Below are 18,863 nucleotides of genomic sequence, written 5' to 3'. Positions count from 1 at the left end.
ACGTGGGTTTTACGTCAAAATGTTGGTGGGACCCCATTTTGAAGATCTTGACGGAAACAGCTTAGAATTTATGTGTTTTGTTGAGGTTCCTGAAGCACTAAAAAATGATTCGAACAGATATTCACTTGATGAGTGGGAGGTTGTGAAAAAAACACATGTAAAATAACTTGGTGTATTCAAAAAAACGGGCGCATTAATTGAACAATAGCTAAAAGGATCTTCAACTTTGATATTATCCCCTTATAGTAGACAGTAAAAAGAAAGGATTGTACTGTCTTCTATGGGGGGATTTTTTCATGGGGAAAATTAGAACAACCTATACAAAAGAAATTAAGCTAAAAGCGATTAATTTATACCAAAAGAAAGATATGGGTATTAGATCAATTTCCAAAGAGTTAGGGATTGGATATACAACTATACAAAGATGGATAGCTCACTATAAAAGAGAAGGAATTCAGGGGTTAGAGGAAAAGAGAGGAACATCTTGTAGCCCACTTAAAGGTATACCTAAAAAAGACTATGAAAGCGATACAGAAAAAATAAGTCGATTAGAAGCAGAGAATGCCTATTTAAAAAAGCTCTTAGATGCGAAAAGGAGGAGGATGCAGGAAAAGAAAAATCAATAGAATACAAAATCATTCATGAGCTTAAAAATCAATTTACTATCAGTATTTTATGTATAATTGCAGGCGTATCAAAGAGTGGCTATTACAAATGGCTAAAACGTCAGAGTAACCCTACTAAAAGGGATTTAGATGATCAATCGATTGTATCTAGAATTATTGAATGCCAACAAGACCCTGATATTAATTGGAGCTACGGTTATCCAAGAGTTCGAACTTGGCTAAAAAAAGAGTATGGACTGAAAGTCAACCATAAGAAAATTTATCGTTTAATGAAAACGAATGGTATTCAAGCAAAGATACGAAAAAAAAAGTGGAAGCACTTTGGGCGTAAAGAAAAATATGTCCTTTCCGATAATTACTTAAATAGAGAATTTTCAGCTAAACGCCCGAATGAAAAATGGGTAACAGATATAACCTACTTACTTTTTAATGGGAAAAAAATCTATTTATCTTCGATATTAGACCTTTATAACAATGAGATTGTCTCATATAAAATAAGTGAAAGAAATGACCTAAGGCTAGTAGCTGATACTGTAAAAGAGGCCATAAAAAAAAGAGACGTAAAAGGACTCCTATTACATAGCGATCAAGGATTCCAGTACACCTCAATAAGATATAACCAACTATTAAAAAGATACAATATTAAGCAAAGTATGTCTAGAAAAGGAAATTGTTTAGATAACGCATGTATGGAGAGTTTTTTTAGTCACTTTAAAACTGAATGTTTTTACCGATACCAATTTGAGACCTCGAAAGAGGTTAAGACAGCAGTAAAAAATTATATTAAGTTTTATAACAATAAACGTTTTCAAAAAAAATTAAATAACCTTAGCCCTACTGAATATAGGGCTAAGGCTGCCTAATAAGTGCACCTTTTAATTAAATGTCTACTTGACGGGGGTAAGACCAACTTGGAAGATCCTTTTTTAGTATCTATAACATGCTTTATGTTAACTAGATTTTTATAGAGTATTCATGTGAAAAAGAGAAGAAATGAAGTTTTTCACGTATCCTTCGTTCGCCCATAAACTAAAAAAGTGGGGGGATGAATGTGTTATTTCGAAATCAAATGGACAAAACTTCTTATCATCAAAAGTATTTTCGTCCATCTTGCTTGAAAGCTTTAAATGTAAAATTTAACAATTGGAAATTCTTCGCTCCATATTATGATAAAACGTATGACGAAATCCAGTTACCTCCTGAATTGACGAGGACACCAGAGGGTACACTTATCAACTATTTTAGTATTTTACGGGAAGCAGTAAATCTAGGAGAGAGGAGTTGCGGTTCCATCGGTCAGGGGGATCTTCCATTTCCAATTGCCTATAATTTTTTATCCAAAGCCTATCAAAATAAACTAAGCTTTGAAAAATATGTAGATTCGTTTTCAGGAATAGGACATACGAGTTTAATAAAGCTTTGTCGAGTCCCAGGTGGAGAACGAGGAATAAGATTTTTTTATGAAATTGAAACGATTGAATTGTCAAAAGACTTGATGGTTGAGTACTTTGGCTATTCGTATGGATTTATCCAGCTTGAACACGAAAAGGATGGTTATCGAATTTCAGATTTGAGTAAGATTAAAGAAGATTTTCTATGTGCACCATATCATGGATGGGACCATGACGGGGAAGCGGTAGTAAAAATAAAATATGGAGAATGGTGTAAAATGATTCAGCACATGTACCCAACGATAAAAAATGGTTATATTAAAAATATTTACTTTCATGGTAATGATGAAGCTGATTATTATTTTATATTCTTTACATTAACAAATGGAACTGACGTAGAAATAGCTCAATTTCGCAAAGTAGGCGATGAAAAGTGGAAACAGGTGAATATGAAACCTGAAGAAGAGTGTTTAACAGAATAAAGGTCAATAAGGGGTCCTACCACATGTCCATCAAGCTAAGGCAAATTAATACCCCAAATCGAAAAAAATCGCTATTCTTTCTGTAAAGAAATAGGAAAGGATGGCGTTTTTCATAAGTCTTTCGCTTTTAGCACCTAAAACAAATGCTGATATTGTGCCAGCGATTCAGGAATCGGCAGAAGCTGCTCTTCCTGATGGAGTGATCAAACCTACATCTAAGTACATTGAAGGTGTGAAGATCATTCAAACCTATCTGAATTTCTGGTTAGGAGCGAACACGATTGAAGTTGATGGATATTTTGGTCCGAACACAGAAAAGCATCTTACAGCATTCCAGAAAACAAGAGGAATTGCTGCTGATGGGATCTATGGCCCGAATACGAAGCGTGAATTGATTGAGGTTTATGCTGAAAAACTTGCAAAAGAGAAGCAAAAACAACAGCCGACAGCTGTGCAATATTTTGTTCAAGTCGGAGCATTTAGCAAGTTAGAAAATGCTGAACAAATGGTGGAAAAAGCTGAAAAAAGAAGGCTTTCCGGGCATTATTAAATCTTCAAAGTAAAACAATGATTCACAATATAGATGTTTTTCACTCTGGAATTGATTCAGGGTTATTTGTCGTTTGTCGATGGTTGCCAAAATGATGGTTTTTGGGCAAATAAGTTGCCTAGAGCGATATAACGAACGATTCAATAGATGGGAGGTGATTCTATGAATGGGGTACCGCCAACATTTTAACGTAAATATACGCTAAGACAATTTTTGGAATATAAAAGCCGATTTACCCTAATATAAGGAGTTACCGGCTTAATAGAATATGTATTTAGTTGTAATTAATACCTAATCAAACACGTAAAAACATTTCTAATTATTTTCCGGGAACAACTACTTTTTGGAGTTGTCTATTGCTAAGAAAACTATTATGACAAATACAATTGCCAAAGTAATTACAGTAAACAATTTTATTCGTTCCTTTCTGTTCATAAACTTATTCTTTATTTTGAATCACAATTCTGAAGGAACTAAAAGCTTGTTGACTCATATAGTTGTCGCTACTTACTTCATAAGGAAATGGGAGGGCAATAAATTGAAAATTACTTTCTCTTTCTACATTGGGTAGTTTAAAATCAAAAATCTTTCTTGATTCTGGAGGGACAGTTGTATATAAAACCTCATTATTATCAATAATAATATCTTGTTCCCAATCTTTTAAAGCTAAGATTGCATATCTAATTTCAGTATTTGTATCGTTACCGGCAGAGAGTGTTAGTTTTTCTCCTTCCGTTTCAGTGAAAATAAATTGCAACTTCTCCGTACTATTCGTAACAAATAAGTAGTCATTTAAACCATCTCTTTTAATAGCTTTAGATTTTCCTTCTTTTAATTCTTCCTTACTAGTACTAACAGTTTTATTAATTGAATACCGCATACTTAAAACTTCTTCCAAAACGGCTGCTCTATTTAGATCGTTTTCCTTCAATTTATACTCCGGCTTTTTCACGAGTAAAAATGTTAGTTCACTAGAATTGGACTTAATAGGTGCAGAAACTTTTATGTCCAATGAACTTCGAGGTCGCATTTCAAAGAAATATTTGTTTAATTCCTGCTCATTATTTTCAACTTTAAATTTCTTTTGTTTGTAATCTTCAAATACAAGCAATCCATACTCTCTATCTTCATTAATATTGTGATCTAGTGATACATACACTGTCACTTCATTATTTTCACTATTAAGTACACTTCCGTTATCTATATTTTCACCATTAACATTTTTTAGTCCATATGCAATTGTATTGCCATCTTCTCGTTTTCCATTATCATTAGTACCTGAAGTGATTGAACCTTTATTTGAGAATAATTCAGAATAAAAGCTACTATTAAATAAGAAATAAACTCCAAGTAATATTAATACAGATAGTACTAGAATGATGTGATATTTTTTCATTGAACTTCCTTCTCCTTGTGAAATAAAAGAGATATGCGATGAGCATATCTCTTTTATCTTCTTTTTATTTACCAATATGCTTTAGTTTCATGAACAACATCTTTATATCCACTAAGCTTGTATGTGTGGTTTCCAAGTGCCCAGTCATTTCCAAAGTATATTGTCCCGTTGTCAGCTCTTGCACAAATATAAGTCGTTTTATTTGCGCTTGCTGATTTTGAATTAATTAAAGCTCCATCACCATTGAATGTTCTAGCTCTTGCGTAAATATAATCCTCAGTTGCTGTTGAAGAAGATTTAGATACTGCATATGTTCCCCCCAAAAAAGGGCTATATGTATCTGTTCTAGATGAATTCGTTGGCGCGGCCATGGTGCCAATTAAATTTGGATTTTCTGCTTGTTTTATAGATTGTGTTACATCGGAGTCCACCAAAGCATCATTCTCTGCAGCACTTGCTCCCGTACCAAAACATAAAATCGATAATCCTAATGTTGTTGAAATTAATGATTTCTTCATCTTCATTGCAATACCTCCTGTCCTTTTTATATACTTCTCCCAAAAGTAAATAATTCCCTTCTATATTATAAGGAATTTTGAAAATTAAGTAATATTTACCATTAAATTGATAATTTGTATAATTGCTTATTTATAAAGAGTCAAATTTTATAAATTTAAATTTAAATACACGTTATCGAGATCATCTTGTGTCATACCAATATAGGCTAGCGTAACGCTTGGTGCTGAATGGTTAAACAACTTTTGAAGAATTGAGAGGTCAACTCCAGATTGATAAGCGTGGTAGCCAAAAGTTTTTCGTAATGTATGAGTCCCAATTCTCTCTTTAATTCCTACTGCTCTTGCTGCTTCATTAATAATTCGAGTCGCTTTAATGCTTCTTTCCCTTTTCTGGAGCGAAATAAAGGTTCGTTCTCATCACAATTTCTTGTCATCAAGTACTCCTTAATTGCTTTTTTTGACGTATCCCCAATGGGAAAATCTTTGGTTTTTCCTGTTTTTACTTCCCGAAGTGAAATTCGATCCTTAATCTTACCCTTTTCGTCGATTACATCAACAATTCTTAGTTGAAGCAAATCGCTGATTCGAAGTCCTGAATTAATTCCTACATTAAAAAGACAATAGTCTCTTATATTAGTAGCCTTTAGAATTTTCTTAATAGCATCTATTTGTTTCCTATTCCGAATGGGTTGAACATATTCCCAAATGAACCCTCCAAAACTATGATCCTTAATGTATAATATTATATATTATGTATGATTCAAATGCTAAAAAAAGTAAGAGATTTAAAATAGTCCTTGGAAACTCTGATTTATCAAGGGTTATCGCTTTATTCCGAATGATACAAAAGATAGTTATGTATCATTCGCAAGAACCATTTTCCTCAAGAAAGGAGTTCTTATATTATATATGCCCGAGTAAGAGAATTACTAACTTCAGAGGAACGTAAAACGTATATGTCGATTCCTAATGAATTGGATGAATGGACATTAGGTACATACTTCACGCTTAGTCAACATGATTTGGATGTCACTCTTCGCCATAGAAGAGACTATAATCGTTTGGGCTTTGCAGTACAACTCTGCATTATCCGATTTTCAGGATGGACCTTATCTGATATGGATGAAGTTCCTTCAACAGCCATTTCTTATATTGCCAAGCAAATTAAAGTGAATCCAAATGAGTTTCTAAAGTACTCAAAACGAGAAGCTACAAAATATGAACATTTGGTAGAAATCCGTAAAGAGTATGGATATCGAACATTTACAACTTCAGAATATCGCCAACTTGCTAGACTTCTGTTCGATGATGCTATGGCTAATGGAAACCCTACACACCTTATCCAAACTGCAATCCAGATATTGCGTAAGTGGAAAGTCATTCTACCAGGCCTAGTCACAGGGTTGCTGCTGTAGTCCGTCAGATGTTTTACATAAAATGTATATCTTACTCTGGATATTTGTTATCTGCTTCCTAAATGTAGTACCAAAAACGATGTTCAATAGTAAAAATGTTACCTTGTTTTAGGGAATGAGTTTTGGTACTGTAAATTAGCATTAATAGACTATTTGTTGATTAAGTAATGGTAATGCCCATAAACGGTCGTTTTTGTTACAGTAATTTGATTTCTTATTTATGATGTTGTTGTAAAAAACTTCAGTATATTCCGAAGAGCCATTCAATGAAATAAGGCTTATTGTGCTTTCTTGGCAGTTTTTTTAAGAAAGAATTGGTTTTGTAAAAGAAGAATAAACATATGGAAAGTTAAAATAGAGATATCTTAATTATAAAGGTGATGATTATATGATAAATAAATTCACAATTACATCAGGTGCGGTCGTTATCGATAACCAGAATAGAATATTGTTAAAGAAGGAGCCCAGAAGAGGTTGGGAATTGCCTGATGGTATTGTAGAAACCAAAGAGGCAATTAAAGATGCAGTAATTCAGAAAAAATATCTGTAATATGTGGTGGTTAGGTATACCTGTAAGTGGGGAACTACAAACAAGTTCAGAAAGTTTAGAAGTTGGATTTTTTAACATTGAAGAGGCTTTAAATCTGATTGAGAATAATGACTATAAAGATATATCGGAAGCTGGTTTCGATCTTTTCAGAAAGGATTCAAAAGACTTCAAGCTTTGGGATTTTTGGCTTGCTGTAATGAGAGGGAAAAGTAATAAGAGTGCCCAAAAGTCAGACTTTTGGCACTCTCTTCCTTTTCTTGGTTTATTTTTAATAGCGTAATAAAGAAACACAAATTATGGATTACCTACCATTTCACATAATTTGAAAATATCTCATCATTAAATTGATCAGCCCCATCCACATTTGAACTCTTAAATACTGGAGGGGTAAAACCAGCTTCTATTAAAAGTTGTAGAGATTCAACGATGAGAGCTTGAGCAAGGAAGCATCCAACGGCATCTGAAGTAGCTCCAGAATAAATGTCAGAGTTTGAGATCCGGAAACCAGCATCACCGATAACAGCGCCATTATCGAGTACTACATCAGCAAGTTCATATAGTTTTTTTCCGCTCTGGTGTCTTGAAGTTACACTTTGAGAATGTTTAATGCTCGTCATAGCAATGACCTTTGCTCCCTTTTTCCTTGCCTCTATAGCCATTTCAACGGGTACAATATTTCTTCCTGAATTTGATACAATCATAATTACATCTTTGTCTGATACTTCATGTAAATTTAAGTACGACTTCGCAAGTCCTTCGATTCTTTCAAGATAGGTGCTTTTATTTGGGCGTTCATGCAACATTAGCTCTGGAGGTAAAATAGCTGTGACTAAGGCAAGTCCACCTGCACGATTATAAATCTCTTCGGCAATCATATGGGAGTGTCCAGAACCGAATACATAGAATCTTCCACCCAACTTAACAGCTTTTGAGATGAGGTTAGCACCTTCTATAATGGCTTCTTCTTGTGTTTCTTGAACTTCCATTAAAATATTGTTAAAGAATTTACTATAATCCGCAAATAATGATCCCATTGTTCTTCCTCCATTAAAAGTTTTTATTTTGAATTTATTACTACGATAGCTTTTAAGCTTTACCATCCATAACGATGAATGTCCCATCCTTTTTCAATTAGAGTTTGTTGGGCATACAATAACGTCTTGGATGGTATATCTTTCTCCACTGCAACACCTGATCCGATAACGCAATTACTGCCTACTTTAGTTCCGGGCATATATAGACTCAAAATACCGGTCCGAGTAAAGTCGCCAAAATAAACAGCGTTTCCAAATTCCTCAGGAATTTCTCTTCTACCATTCACCTTTTGAGTTTGAGGCAGATCATCAAAACGAGTAATACCTACTGTGACTCCAGCAGCGATATCTGTTGATTCACCTATGATTCCGAACACTTCACCAAAATGTATAAAACTGACGTTATCAAAGGTAATACCTCTAAATTCTGCACAATGTCCAATGCGATTTTTACTCCCAATGACGCTATCAGGACCTATCCTGCAAAAGTTTTCTATGCGACAATGAGAACCTATTACTACGTTTCCTTCTATAGTTACACTATTTTCAATTTTTGTATGATCTCCAATAATCGCATTTCCTTTTATCGTTACATATTTTCCTATTTCCACATGTTCTCCAAGCTTTATACATCCTTGAATATCAGCTGTCGGATGGATATTACAAGTCTCAGGAATATCATTATGTTGAAGTTCATTTGTCATAACCGATAGTGCCAGCTGATTAGCTTGCATTAGGTGCCAAGGCTTATCTATATCAATTACTCCATCTGTGACAGGATAGGATGAAACCGTATATCCTTCTTCCACTAACCATTGTAGACTTTGCTCAAATTCCATCTCGTGTTGTGGCATAACTCCTGTCGGTACATTTTTCATGAAACCTGGGTTATGGTGCAACATTCTCTTCAGCACTTTTGTACTTAAAGCAAAGACGCCCATGATTCGCTCTTGTACATAATGAGGACGAGGGTGACCATAAATATTCTGAACGCTGTTTCCGGTCCCTTTGGAAATTCCAAACCAATCAGGCGCAAATTCATTTGTTATAGGTTTAGATAAAATGAGTGTATCTACAGTATTAAGTTCTTTTTGATAGGCATCAACAAAACTAGTTAATCTCTCTAGAGTAATAAATATATCTCCATACATGATCAACAAGTTTTCGTCGTTAACGAGGGACACTACTTTTTCCAAACTATCTGCAGTCCCCTCAGTTACCGAGAGTTCAATAGTTTCAACTCCTTCAATATCGTAAACAAGAGATTTAATTCTGCGTCCTAGATAACTAGTCACAATAATAATTCGGTCAAAAGACAAGTTCTTAAGATGGTTTACGAGATGAACGATATTTCCTTGGTTAGCTACCGGTAAAGCTGTCTTAGGCCAATAATCATTATATGGCCACATTTTTTTTCCTTTACCTGCAGCCAATATAATAGCTGTTTTCACATCAATCACTCCGTATATTTATTTAGTCAAGATTTAATTAAACCCTAAAAAGTAATGCATTACGTCCTTTAAGTTGTTTAAATCTAATGGATTATATCCATAAAGATTTACACCATAATTCGAATTTTATACCTCCTTTGTAAATTGATATATACCAATTCTCTTTAATTATTATAAAAATATGTTTATAATGTCAATAGAATAATCTTAAATAAAAGGAATGTGAAAAATGAACAATAAAAAAACCCCTTTATATAAACAACTGAAAAAGGAAATTATACAAAAAATTGAAAGAGGGGAGTTGAAACCGGGTGATGTGTTACCACCTGAAAGAGAACTTGCAGAATTATTCGAAATGAGTCGTATGACGGTGAGGCAAGCTATTTCAGAATTGGTCAATGAATATATTCTCATAAGACGACACGGCAGCGGGACATATGTAGCTGAACTTAAAATTCCACAAGGTAGGCGTTTAAAGAGCTTTAGTGAAGACATGCGCGCGCGAGGGCTGTTGCCCGGATCCAAGGTTCTAGAGAAAACAATAATTGTAGAACCTCCTGCAAACATGATTGCTGATTTAAAATCTGAGGGAAAACTTCTTATGCTGAAGCGTTTAAGATTGGCAGATCTGTATCCTTTAGCAATTGAAACAATAATGCTGCCGATTGAAAAGTTTAATAATCTTGAAAGTAGAAACTTCGAGAACGAATCGCTATATCGAATCTTAGAGGATGAATACAGTATAAAGATTACAAAGGCTCAACAAAAAATCGAGGTAAGAATGCCGACTCCTCAGGAATCAGAATTACTTGAAATAAACTACTCTGTACCCGTCTTTCATTTTAAACAGATAACCTTTGATCAAAATAACGAAATTTTCGAGGTTGCTCATTCAGTATATAGGGGAGACAGATATGAAATAGATACTGAAATTTATAGCTAGACTATGACTACGGATCCAAAATAAGGGATCCGTATTTTTTAAAAATTAAATTGACAAAAATATCAGACAAATATAAAATTTATGTAAATTGGTTAATACCAATTTAAAATTGGTATAAATATTTTTTCTGGAGGTGGTTTTAATAATTTCCAATAATCTTAAGAAAAACGCTATTAGTTTATCTGGAGCGATAGCTATGTCCATAGCTATAATGGCACCTGCAGCGGGTATGATGTTCGTTCCACAGGTAGTTGCTCAATCTGCAGGATCATCTGTCCCCTTGGTATATTTCATCGCTCTAATTGGTTCGCTTTTTGTAGCTAATACAATTGTGCAATTTGCTAAACGGATAACGCACGCTGGATCCTTTTTTGCCTATAATTCTGCTGGTCTCGGTCAAACAATGGGATTCTTATCTGGTTGGTTGCTAATGAGTGGTTATTTTGTGTTTTATCCCCAAAACATCTTGGTGGCATCATTTTTTAGTTCGCAGATAATAACTCAACATTTTGGTATCGATATTCATTGGAGTTTATTTTCAATATTTTTCATTGTGATTATTTGGTATTTATCAACTAGGGGAATTAGTAGTTCTATGAAAGCTGACTTGTATTTTGTGGGTGCGGAAATGCTAATTATCCTAATAGTAGTATTTGCTATTATCCTTCAGGGAGGAGCTGACGGTCACACTTTTGAAGTCATGACAGCTGAGGGATCCCCAAGCGGTTGGTCTGGCATCTTTTTTGGAATGATTTTTGCAATGATGACTTTTATGGGTTTTGAGTCGGTAGCTACCGTGGCGGAAGAAACTTCTGACCCTAAAAAAAATATCCCAAGAGCTATTTGGGGTTCAGTAGTAGGTATGGGGATTTTTTATATCATTGTAACCTATGCAATGTCAATTGGATTTGGTTCACATAATGGGGATGAGTTTGCTAAATCAGTACTGGCTATGGATTATTTAGCTGCAACTTACATAGGGGACTGGTTAAGAATTGCTGTTGCAATTGCAGGAATTGTGAGTGCTTTTGCCATAAGCCTTGCATTAAACAATGCCGCAGTTCGAGTAATATATGCTATGGGAAGAGAAAAAGTATTTCCTAGCAAATTGGGTATTACCCATAAGAAATACGCAACCCCCGTCCATGCAATTAATGCTGTTGGTATCTTGGCAACTATAATAGTACTACTAATGGGCTTTATATTTGGTCCTTACCCTGTTGGGTATGGGATGCTGGGATCGTTTGCAACTTTGCCCATTTTACTTCTTTATGTGCTTGCTTCTATTTCATTAATCATGTTTATTAGAAAAAACCATCGGAACGAATTTAGCTTGTGGTCACACGGTATAGCCCCAATAATTGGTGCTCTTGTTATGTTATTGCCGATCTATGGCTCCATTTTTCCGTTTCCGGCCTGGCCATATAATTTGGTATTGATACTAGTTTTGGTCTATATCCTAGTTGGTTTTATTTTAGGATTAGTCCTAAAAAGAAAAACGCAAAACCTTGTACAGGATGTTAGTAAAATTATTAGTTCAGATGGTTCAGAAAAAATTGTAGAAAAGGTGATAAAATGAGTGGTTTGTATGGAATAGTGGATATTGGAGGAACTAAAACCCTAATTGGAATAGCCACTAATGAAAAAATTATTGGCACACGTCAGTTGATGTCTAAAACTATAGAATCACCACAAATGCTGATAGATATTCTTATGAAAGAATTCGATTCATTAATAGCTGAAACGGACCATAAATATGGAAGATTAAACTCGGTCGGTATAAGTGTTCCGGGTCCGTTAAATCGACAAAATGGAGTTATTCATTTCACAGGAAATTTAAAGTGGTCCAATTTTAAGATTGTGGAAGAACTAAGAAAAAGTCTCAATGATATTCCAATAATCATAGATGATGACGCTAACGCTGCTGGTATTGCAGAAGCGATTTATGGAGCAGGAAAAGGCTATAAGAATCAAATATATTTGACAGTCAGTACAGGTATTGGAGGTGCAATCATTATAGATGAAAAACTATATTATGGAAAACAAGATCTTGCGGGCGAAATTGGTCATATGACGGTATCACCAGACGGACCACCATGCTCCTGTGGGAATTTTGGTTGTCTAGAAGCTTTGGCTTCTGGAACATCTATTTCAAAAAAAGGGGAGCAATTATTGATTCAAGAGCAATCTCAAGTATTATTAGAACTTGCCGGTAAGAATTCGGTTACTGCTGAAATGGTTTTTGAGGCCGTTAGGTTGGGAGATCAAGCCTGTTTTTCGATCATCCAACAAACTTGCCGATATTTAGGTATTGGTTTGGCAAATATAATACAGATTTTCAACCCTGACGCCATAATTTTAGGAGGCGGAATTATGAATAATCAGTCAAAACTATTAATTCCATTAATAGAAAATGAAATGAATCAACGCTTGTTCAAAATTCACAGGGGTCATCTGGATCTTAAATTGGCTGCACTTAACGGACAGAGCGGTTTATGGGGAGCATGGCATTTAGCCAAAAATCTCCCTTCTAGTGCGGAGAGAAACTCATTATGCCATTTTTAATAGTAAATGCTGATGACTTTGGTCTTTCAAAAGGAGTAAATTACGGAATTATTGATGCACATGTAAATGGAATTGTTACATCAACAACGCTTATGGTGAACATGCCGGCAGCGAAACATGCCTCAAGCCTAGCAAAAAAATATCCTTCTTTGGGTGTTGGAGTTCACCTCAACCTAACGGCAGGTAAACCTATTCATCTAAATGTTCCATCACTAGTCAATCAAAAGGGATATTTCCATAGCAAGAAAGATGTTTTAAACAAAACTAATGTACTTGATATTGAAAAAGAACTTAGGGCACAAATTAACGAATTTTACACTCTTGGATTGATCCCTACTCACTTAGATACTCATCATAATTTACACGGAACAGAACCGGTTTCTTCGATTGTAAAAGTTTTGGCTGAAGAGTATCAGCTACGAATACGTCGATTAAATAATGAAGATAAATCGATAAACACTCTAGAATTTTCTTCTAAATTTCATGATGATAATGCTTCTTATGAAACTTTATTGGATATTTTTGAGAGTGCAAGTGTGATCCCTTTAGAAATGATGTGTCATCCTGGTTTTGTTGATCAACAACTTTTAAATCACAGTTCTTATAGCATACAAAGAATAAAGGAATTAGATATATTAACTGATCCCTTGACAATAACTGCCATTCAAAAAGCTAGGATCCAGTTAAGATCTTACAAGGAGCTCTGATGGTAATGATACTGTCTACATGCAGTACTTTTCCATTTCTACAATTATATGTTTTAAACCGAGTGGGGAGGTTACGATATTGAACTCTTTTGGATTAATTTTAGTTAGCCATGGTGGACTTTCAAAAGGTCTATTATCTTCGGTAGAGATGATTATGGGACCTCGATCTAATACAGTAACAATTAGTCTCGAACCTGGTATGGGTCTTTCTAATATCAGAGAACTTATTGAAGAAAATATTCAGCAGTTAAGCGATTGTTTGCACGTTTTTATTGTAAGCGATTTATTTGGGGGTACACCGAGTAATGCATCGGTGTTTTTGGCAGAATCTTATCCTGACAGAATTATTCTTATAACTGGGATGAATTTACCTATGTTAGTTCAATTCTATTCTTCTTCTACTGAAAATCCTGATACATTAGCTAAAGAGTTAGAGACGGTTGGTAAAGAAGGGATTCAAACAATTAGAACCAATATTTTAACAGAAGATTCACAATCGCTTAATTAAGGGAGGAATACAAAATGGGAATTGTTTTTGTCAGAATAGATGACCGTTTAATTCATGGCCAAGTAGCGACGACTTGGGTAAGAAATTTTGATGTCGAACAAATAGCCGTAATTAGTGACACATTGGTAAATGATCCAATTCAAACATCAGTGATAAAAATGGCTGCACCGGTAGGAGTGAATGCAGTTCTCTTAACAAAAAAAGATTTTACCGAAGCTTATAAAAAAGGTTTCAAAAAGAGAACGATGCTAATTCTGACCAACCCCCATGATGTACTATCTATAGTGGGAGAGGGGGTAAGAATCTCCTCGCTAAATGTTGGAGGAATGAAATTTACAAACGGAAAGAGAAAAATAACAGAATCAGTTTTTGTCACAGAAGAAGACATTGAAGCGTTTAATAGATTAGTAGGCCACGGTATAAAGATCGATTTACAAATGGTACCCAGTTCACCAAAGAAAGATTATGATCAAATCAAAAATTTCATTTAATAAAAAGGAGTTTGATCTATGGAAATGTTAGTTCCAGCAATACTTGTGGCAATCTGGGCTGCAATCTGTACTTTAGATTTGTTCGGACCTCAACTTTCCCTTTGGCGTCCACTAGTAGCCGGAACGGGGGTAGGAGTAATTTTAGGCGATCCGGTTCAAGGATTGATTATTGCAGGGAGTTTAGAATTAATGTGGCTTGGTGTTGTAAGTGTAGGAGCTTATGTTCCGCCTGATGTAGTGGCAGGTTCTATTATTGGAACAGCAATAGGAATTTTATCAGGTGAAGGTGCAGTCGCAGGCATAGCAATTGCAGTTCCAGTTGCTGTAGCAAGTCAACAACTGGATATTTTATTCAGAACAGGTACCATCACTCTTATGCATAAGGCTGATAAAGCTGCGCTTGATGGTGATCTTGATAAAATACAGCGGTATCATCTATTGGGTATTCCTTTTGTAGTACTTACGCGGGCTATTCCAGTATTTTTAGCCGTGTTATTAGGAGCAAAGTACGTAGAAGATTTATTCTCACATATACCTCAAGTTATCTTAGATGGTTTGGGATTAGCAGGTGGGGTGCTGCCAGCCTTAGGTTTTGCAATGCTCCTATCGTTAATGCTCAACAAAGAAATGTGGGTATTCCTTATTATAGGATTCTTTTTAGCAGCTTATCTTAAAGTTCCTACAATAGGTATAGCACTAGTTGGAGTTGTCGTAGCAGTCCTTTATGACCGTTTTGTAAACCAATCTATAGATAGTGGTTCGGTAGAAACACCTACTGGAGGGGGTCTTGAATAATGAGTGAAGTTGCGAAAGATAATTTTGCTGAAGCCAATGAAAATTTAATAGTGCAAAAAAATGTTGAAACTAAAATTGATAAAAAAATACTTAGAAGTATGTTCTGGAGATTGCAATTATTTCAGGTTTCATGGAATTACGAAAGAATGCAAGCGTTAGCATTTGCATTTACTATAAAACCGGCCATAGAAAAGCTCTATAAAACCAAAGATGAGAGAGAAATAGCCTTGAAAAGACACCTAGAGTTTTTTAATACCCACACTACAATGGCAGCACCCATTTTAGGAATGACTGCTGCTATGGAAGAAAAGGGTGGAAATGGCGCTGGCCAAGGTGTATCGGGCATTAAGGTTGGGTTAATGGGACCTCTAGCAGGACTGGGAGACAGTATTTTGTGGCTTACTTGGATGCCTATTGCAATGAGCATAGGAGCCGCCTTTGCTAAAGATGGAAATATCTTCGGGCCAATTCTTGCTCTTATTCTATTTAACGTAGTTAATATTCCACTTAAATGGTACGGTATTAAAATAGGATATGAAAAAGGCGTAAACTTTTTAGCTGAAGCCGGAAAATCAGGAATTGTTCAAAGATATACTGCAATGGCAACGATGTTAGGGATTGTAGTCATTGGTGGTTTAATCCCGCAACTTGTACAATTAGCCACTCCTTATGTACTAAAAGTGGGAGGTACAGAAATAAAGTTCCAGGAAATCTTTGATGGGATTTTACCTAGCTTACTTCCCTTAGCTATTACAGTTATTAGTTTCCTATTAATTAAGAAAGGTTTTAGTGCAATCAAAATTTTAATGGGAATGATTATTTTTTGTGTATTGGGTAAATGGATTGGTATTTTATAATGAATAAGGTGATCAAATGAATATTTATTGTGGATCAGCTAAAGTTGATATCACACCTACTGAAAGTAAGCTTTTAGCAGGTTATATGGCTACAAGACAATCTAAGGGAATTCATGACCCAATTAATGCACGAATTATTGCAATCAGATCTCAACAGACTTTTATAATTCTGGTTAGCTTAGATTTGATTTGTATAGATCAAAACTATACAGTCGAACTTCGCAAAAAAATTTCAGACCAAACAAATGTTTTAAAAGAATGTATCTTTCTTCACGCTACGCATACTCATTCTGGTCCGGGGGGGACTATTCATGAAACATCTCCCATCTGGAGAGCATTTCCTGATTTATGGATGCCATACGATAGAATACTTGTAAATGAACAACATAAAAAGATTGTTGATGCTGTTAAACTAGCATTGGAAAATTTAGAAGAATGCAAAGTTAGTATTTGTGAGGGGGAAGCCAGCGGCATTGCTGCTAATAGGATATCAGCTGAAATAGAATATTCCTCAATTTTAAAAGTAATAGAATTTGAATATTGCAGCACGAACAAAAAGGTTATAGTGTATCACTTTGCATGCCATCCAACGATAATGAATAGAGACAACCTTCTAATTAGTGCTGATTTCCCTGGAGTAACTAGCTCTAATTTAGAAAATGAAAATAATGTAGAAATTGCATTATTTATAAATGGTCCGTCAGGTGATATTAGTACACGTTTTACAAGAAAAGAGGCAAGTTTTTATGAAGTAAGAAGGGTAGGAACAGTATTATCTGCAGCGATATTGGAATTATTAACTCACAAAAAACAAATCAAGGTTGATACCGTAACTTCTAAAATAGAGAAAGTAGATTTGGCCCTTCACAACATAGAAGATTCTGCGCAACTGCAACATAAATTGCACGAACTTAAACAAAAACATAAAATCCAAAGGGTAACAGCTGGAAACAACTGTGCCTATTTAAGAAAGATAGAATCAGAGATTGAAGGTGTTTCTGCATTAATCAAGAAATCAGGAGTGTTAGAAAACTCGTTAACCATTTCTACCGAAATACAAGTATTAAAGCTGGGTGAGATCTTATTCGTATCAATACCTGGAGAAATATTTAATGAAACTGGAACAGAAATAACTAATAACTACAATGGAGTACCAGTATTCATAGCTGGTAACACTAACGACTACATAGGATATATAGTCCCAGAAGGCTACTATGCGAGTGACAGCTATGAGGCATATATGACGTTATTAGAAAAAGGATCCTCAGAAAAAATAAAAGACACTATACTCTATATGATGGACCAAGTGTAGGTGAGTGTTTTACTCCATTAATGGCGCGATTGTTTAACAACACAAACAGAAAATGATCAAATTTTTTATAAAAAGCGTCCATGAAATAGTATTCTGAAGAAATCGAAAACGTTGATTCATCAACGATGTATAAAATTCTGCATAAACGAAAAAAAATGAACAAACGCCAATCCCTTCAACCGTAAGGGATTGGCGTTTGTTCACTTCATATAGTTGGCATTATGTTTCGTTTTCACAAGCCAGTGTATATGGCCTAGTGACAGGGTAGCTGCTCTAGTCCGCAGGATAATTTCCAAAAAAAGTAATTTAATTGTTTAATAAGGAATAGAAAAGAAATGACAATAGGAAAAAGCAAAACAAACCCATTGAAATTACCATGTAAGTCCTAATTCATCGCAATAAACATCTGCCTCAATAAAACAATTCCTCATATCAGCCTCACTATCCAATTCACCGAGAATATCATACACTGCCTTTTTTAACGCATCGATAGTTGTATAGGGGACGTAGATTATATACTCGTTTGCAATGATCTCCATTTTATAATGATGTTTTAGGAATTGTTCGATACTTTCTCTTACCTTCCCTTTGCCACCTACAAATTTATTGTTATTTTCGATTCGCAGCCCCATTCTTATTTTTGCAGTGTTTTCTAGATCAATAGGAGATTGTTTCTCTTTGCTTTGCCGTGTTGTTCCTATGTAACGATACAATGTTGCTTGACTTATTCCGGTCATTTCCACAATCTCGCTAATACTGTATTCCTTAGAGTGATAAAGATTTAAAGCTTTATTTATCTGTTTTTCTTTCACTTTTGGACGTCCGCCATTTCTTCCTCTGGCTCTTGCACTCTCTAACCCCTCTTTTGTCCGTTGAGCAATTAGATCCCTTTCGAATTGGCTAAATGCTTGAAATACAGTAAGCATAAGTTTACCTTGTGGAGTATTCGTATCAAAATTCTCTTTTATGCTAATCAATTTAACATTTTTACTTTCAAAATACTCAACTAACTCTATCAAATCTTTTGTACTTCGGCCTAATCTTGAAAAACTTTCTACAACAATTGAATCTCCGGGTCTAACTTTATCCTTTAATCGAATAAGTTCTGGTCTGTTCGTTTTTGTACCTGACATTTTTTCTGTTAATATTTCGGTACAGTTGTATTCGCTTAACAAATCCAGTTGTCGAATCAAATCTTGTTGCTTGGTACTAACTCTTGCATATCCATAAGTGTATTGCATCATACTCTCCCCTTTTCTTAGCGATAATCTT

General features: G+C 35.0%; 21 protein-coding genes and 1 pseudogene. 16 read left to right on the top strand and 6 right to left on the bottom strand.

What is annotated here, in order from left to right; genetic code table 11:
* The first annotated feature begins 296 nt into the window (after positions 1-296).
* The 4 genes from LIT25_16050 (at position 297) to LIT25_16035 (ending at position 3,049) form a co-directional block, all read left to right on the top strand.
* Entirely contained in the window at positions 297-626 is a 330-nt protein-coding gene (locus tag LIT25_16050; GenBank protein ID USK32123.1) for a helix-turn-helix domain-containing protein, read from the top strand.
* Complete coding sequence (locus tag LIT25_16045) at positions 548-1,489, top strand: IS3 family transposase (protein ID USK36307.1); 942 nt, start codon at positions 548-550, stop codon at positions 1,487-1,489. Before LIT25_16050 ends, LIT25_16045 begins: the two co-directional genes overlap by 79 nt.
* 188 nt (positions 1,490-1,677) lie before the next feature.
* On the top strand, positions 1,678-2,499 hold the full coding sequence (locus LIT25_16040; GenBank protein USK32122.1) for a hypothetical protein: 822 nt from the start codon (positions 1,678-1,680) through the stop codon (positions 2,497-2,499).
* A gap of 100 nt (positions 2,500-2,599) precedes the next feature.
* Positions 2,600-3,049, top strand: coding sequence for a peptidoglycan-binding protein (locus LIT25_16035; protein ID USK32121.1), 450 nt, complete (start codon positions 2,600-2,602; stop codon positions 3,047-3,049).
* 439 nt (positions 3,050-3,488) lie between these two features.
* On the opposite strand, the gene LIT25_16030 is transcribed toward LIT25_16035, so the two are convergent.
* The 3 genes and pseudogenes from LIT25_16030 to LIT25_16020 form a co-directional block, all read right to left on the bottom strand.
* Positions 3,489-4,445 (bottom strand): hypothetical protein, encoded by a 957-nt coding sequence (locus LIT25_16030; GenBank protein USK32120.1) that lies wholly within the window; start codon positions 4,443-4,445, stop codon positions 3,489-3,491.
* 68 nt (positions 4,446-4,513) lie between these two features.
* Positions 4,514-4,969: a XoxI protein gene (locus LIT25_16025; GenBank protein ID USK32119.1), complete on the bottom strand. Its 456-nt coding sequence runs from the start codon at positions 4,967-4,969 to the stop codon at positions 4,514-4,516.
* A 141-nt stretch (positions 4,970-5,110) separates the two neighbouring features.
* Positions 5,111-5,670, bottom strand: a pseudogene (locus LIT25_16020) (site-specific integrase).
* A 198-nt stretch (positions 5,671-5,868) separates the two neighbouring features.
* Here LIT25_16020 and LIT25_16015 point away from each other — a divergent pair.
* The 3 genes from LIT25_16015 to LIT25_16005 all read left to right on the top strand — a co-directional run bounded on the left by LIT25_16015 (position 5,869) and on the right by LIT25_16005 (position 7,208).
* Positions 5,869-6,378 (top strand): DUF4158 domain-containing protein, encoded by a 510-nt coding sequence (locus LIT25_16015; protein USK36306.1) that lies wholly within the window; start codon positions 5,869-5,871, stop codon positions 6,376-6,378.
* Between the two features lie 388 nt (positions 6,379-6,766).
* Entirely contained in the window at positions 6,767-6,928 is a 162-nt protein-coding gene (locus LIT25_16010) for a hypothetical protein (GenBank protein USK32118.1), read from the top strand.
* 1 nt (position 6,929) lies between these two features.
* Positions 6,930-7,208: a hypothetical protein gene (locus tag LIT25_16005; GenBank protein ID USK32117.1), complete on the top strand. Its 279-nt coding sequence runs from the start codon at positions 6,930-6,932 to the stop codon at positions 7,206-7,208.
* A gap of 25 nt (positions 7,209-7,233) precedes the next feature.
* Here LIT25_16005 and LIT25_16000 read toward each other — a convergent pair whose 3' ends face one another.
* Both LIT25_16000 and LIT25_15995 read right to left on the bottom strand, forming a co-directional pair.
* Positions 7,234-7,962, bottom strand: a complete 729-nt coding sequence (locus LIT25_16000; GenBank protein ID USK32116.1) for a sugar isomerase domain-containing protein — start codon at positions 7,960-7,962, stop codon at positions 7,234-7,236.
* 59 nt (positions 7,963-8,021) lie between these two features.
* On the bottom strand, positions 8,022-9,413 hold the full coding sequence (locus LIT25_15995) for an NDP-sugar synthase (protein ID USK32115.1): 1,392 nt from the start codon (positions 9,411-9,413) through the stop codon (positions 8,022-8,024).
* 229 nt (positions 9,414-9,642) lie between these two features.
* Between LIT25_15995 and LIT25_15990 the strand changes: the two genes are divergently transcribed.
* The 9 genes from LIT25_15990 (at position 9,643) to LIT25_15950 (ending at position 17,591) form a co-directional block, all read left to right on the top strand.
* Positions 9,643-10,356, top strand: coding sequence for a GntR family transcriptional regulator (locus LIT25_15990; GenBank protein ID USK32114.1), 714 nt, complete (start codon positions 9,643-9,645; stop codon positions 10,354-10,356).
* A gap of 133 nt (positions 10,357-10,489) precedes the next feature.
* Positions 10,490-11,935 carry an APC family permease gene (locus tag LIT25_15985; protein ID USK32113.1) on the top strand — a complete coding sequence of 482 codons (1,446 nt, stop codon included), beginning with the start codon at positions 10,490-10,492 and terminating at the stop codon, positions 11,933-11,935.
* Positions 11,932-12,921 carry an ROK family protein gene (locus LIT25_15980; protein USK32112.1) on the top strand — a complete coding sequence of 330 codons (990 nt, stop codon included), beginning with the start codon at positions 11,932-11,934 and terminating at the stop codon, positions 12,919-12,921. Before LIT25_15985 ends, LIT25_15980 begins: the two co-directional genes overlap by 4 nt.
* The gene (gene chbG, locus LIT25_15975; GenBank protein ID USK32111.1) at positions 12,909-13,628 is read left to right on the top strand and encodes a chitin disaccharide deacetylase; all 720 of its coding nucleotides are present in this window, start codon (positions 12,909-12,911) and stop codon (positions 13,626-13,628) included. Before LIT25_15980 ends, chbG begins: the two co-directional genes overlap by 13 nt.
* Before the next feature lie 79 nt (positions 13,629-13,707).
* The gene (locus LIT25_15970; GenBank protein ID USK32110.1) at positions 13,708-14,136 is read left to right on the top strand and encodes a hypothetical protein; all 429 of its coding nucleotides are present in this window, start codon (positions 13,708-13,710) and stop codon (positions 14,134-14,136) included.
* A gap of 14 nt (positions 14,137-14,150) precedes the next feature.
* A complete protein-coding gene (locus LIT25_15965) occupies positions 14,151-14,627 on the top strand; it encodes a PTS sugar transporter subunit IIB (GenBank protein USK32109.1) in 477 nt (158 codons plus the stop codon).
* An 18-nt stretch (positions 14,628-14,645) separates the two neighbouring features.
* On the top strand, positions 14,646-15,422 hold the full coding sequence (locus LIT25_15960; GenBank protein USK32108.1) for a PTS sugar transporter subunit IIC: 777 nt from the start codon (positions 14,646-14,648) through the stop codon (positions 15,420-15,422).
* On the top strand, positions 15,422-16,279 hold the full coding sequence (locus tag LIT25_15955) for a PTS system mannose/fructose/sorbose family transporter subunit IID (GenBank protein USK32107.1): 858 nt from the start codon (positions 15,422-15,424) through the stop codon (positions 16,277-16,279). Before LIT25_15960 ends, LIT25_15955 begins: the two co-directional genes overlap by 1 nt.
* 16 nt (positions 16,280-16,295) lie before the next feature.
* Positions 16,296-17,591, top strand: coding sequence for a neutral/alkaline non-lysosomal ceramidase N-terminal domain-containing protein (locus LIT25_15950; GenBank protein ID USK32106.1), 1,296 nt, complete (start codon positions 16,296-16,298; stop codon positions 17,589-17,591).
* A gap of 371 nt (positions 17,592-17,962) precedes the next feature.
* Here the strand turns inward: LIT25_15950 and LIT25_15945 are convergent, their stop codons facing one another.
* Entirely contained in the window at positions 17,963-18,835 is an 873-nt protein-coding gene (locus LIT25_15945) for a recombinase family protein (protein ID USK32105.1), read from the bottom strand.
* Between the last annotated feature and the right edge of the window lie 28 nt (positions 18,836-18,863).

The sequence above is a fragment of the Bacillus sp. F19 genome (assembly GCA_023823795.1).
Lineage (GTDB): Bacteria > Bacillota > Bacilli > Bacillales > Bacillaceae > Bacillus_P.
The sequence above is the reverse complement of the archived record's forward strand: the minus strand, read 5'-3'. Positions and strand labels throughout refer to the sequence as shown.

Coding starts and splice junctions, on each gene's coding strand:
- LIT25_15965 (USK32109.1), top strand. CDS start 14,151: ATGGGAATTGTTTTTGTCAGAATAGATGACCGTTTAATTCATGGCCAA.
- LIT25_15950 (USK32106.1), top strand. CDS start 16,296: ATGAATATTTATTGTGGATCAGCTAAAGTTGATATCACACCTACTGAA.
- LIT25_15960 (USK32108.1), top strand. CDS start 14,646: ATGGAAATGTTAGTTCCAGCAATACTTGTGGCAATCTGGGCTGCAATC.
- LIT25_15980 (USK32112.1), top strand. CDS start 11,932: ATGAGTGGTTTGTATGGAATAGTGGATATTGGAGGAACTAAAACCCTA.
- LIT25_16030 (USK32120.1), bottom strand. CDS start 4,445: ATGAAAAAATATCACATCATTCTAGTACTATCTGTATTAATATTACTT.
- LIT25_15955 (USK32107.1), top strand. CDS start 15,422: ATGAGTGAAGTTGCGAAAGATAATTTTGCTGAAGCCAATGAAAATTTA.
- LIT25_16005 (USK32117.1), top strand. CDS start 6,930: ATGTGGTGGTTAGGTATACCTGTAAGTGGGGAACTACAAACAAGTTCA.
- LIT25_15945 (USK32105.1), bottom strand. CDS start 18,835: ATGATGCAATACACTTATGGATATGCAAGAGTTAGTACCAAGCAACAA.
- chbG (USK32111.1), top strand. CDS start 12,909: ATGCCATTTTTAATAGTAAATGCTGATGACTTTGGTCTTTCAAAAGGA.
- LIT25_16025 (USK32119.1), bottom strand. CDS start 4,969: ATGAAGATGAAGAAATCATTAATTTCAACAACATTAGGATTATCGATT.
- LIT25_16050 (USK32123.1), top strand. CDS start 297: ATGGGGAAAATTAGAACAACCTATACAAAAGAAATTAAGCTAAAAGCG.
- LIT25_16035 (USK32121.1), top strand. CDS start 2,600: ATGGCGTTTTTCATAAGTCTTTCGCTTTTAGCACCTAAAACAAATGCT.
- LIT25_15990 (USK32114.1), top strand. CDS start 9,643: ATGAACAATAAAAAAACCCCTTTATATAAACAACTGAAAAAGGAAATT.
- LIT25_16010 (USK32118.1), top strand. CDS start 6,767: ATGATAAATAAATTCACAATTACATCAGGTGCGGTCGTTATCGATAAC.
- LIT25_16000 (USK32116.1), bottom strand. CDS start 7,962: ATGGGATCATTATTTGCGGATTATAGTAAATTCTTTAACAATATTTTA.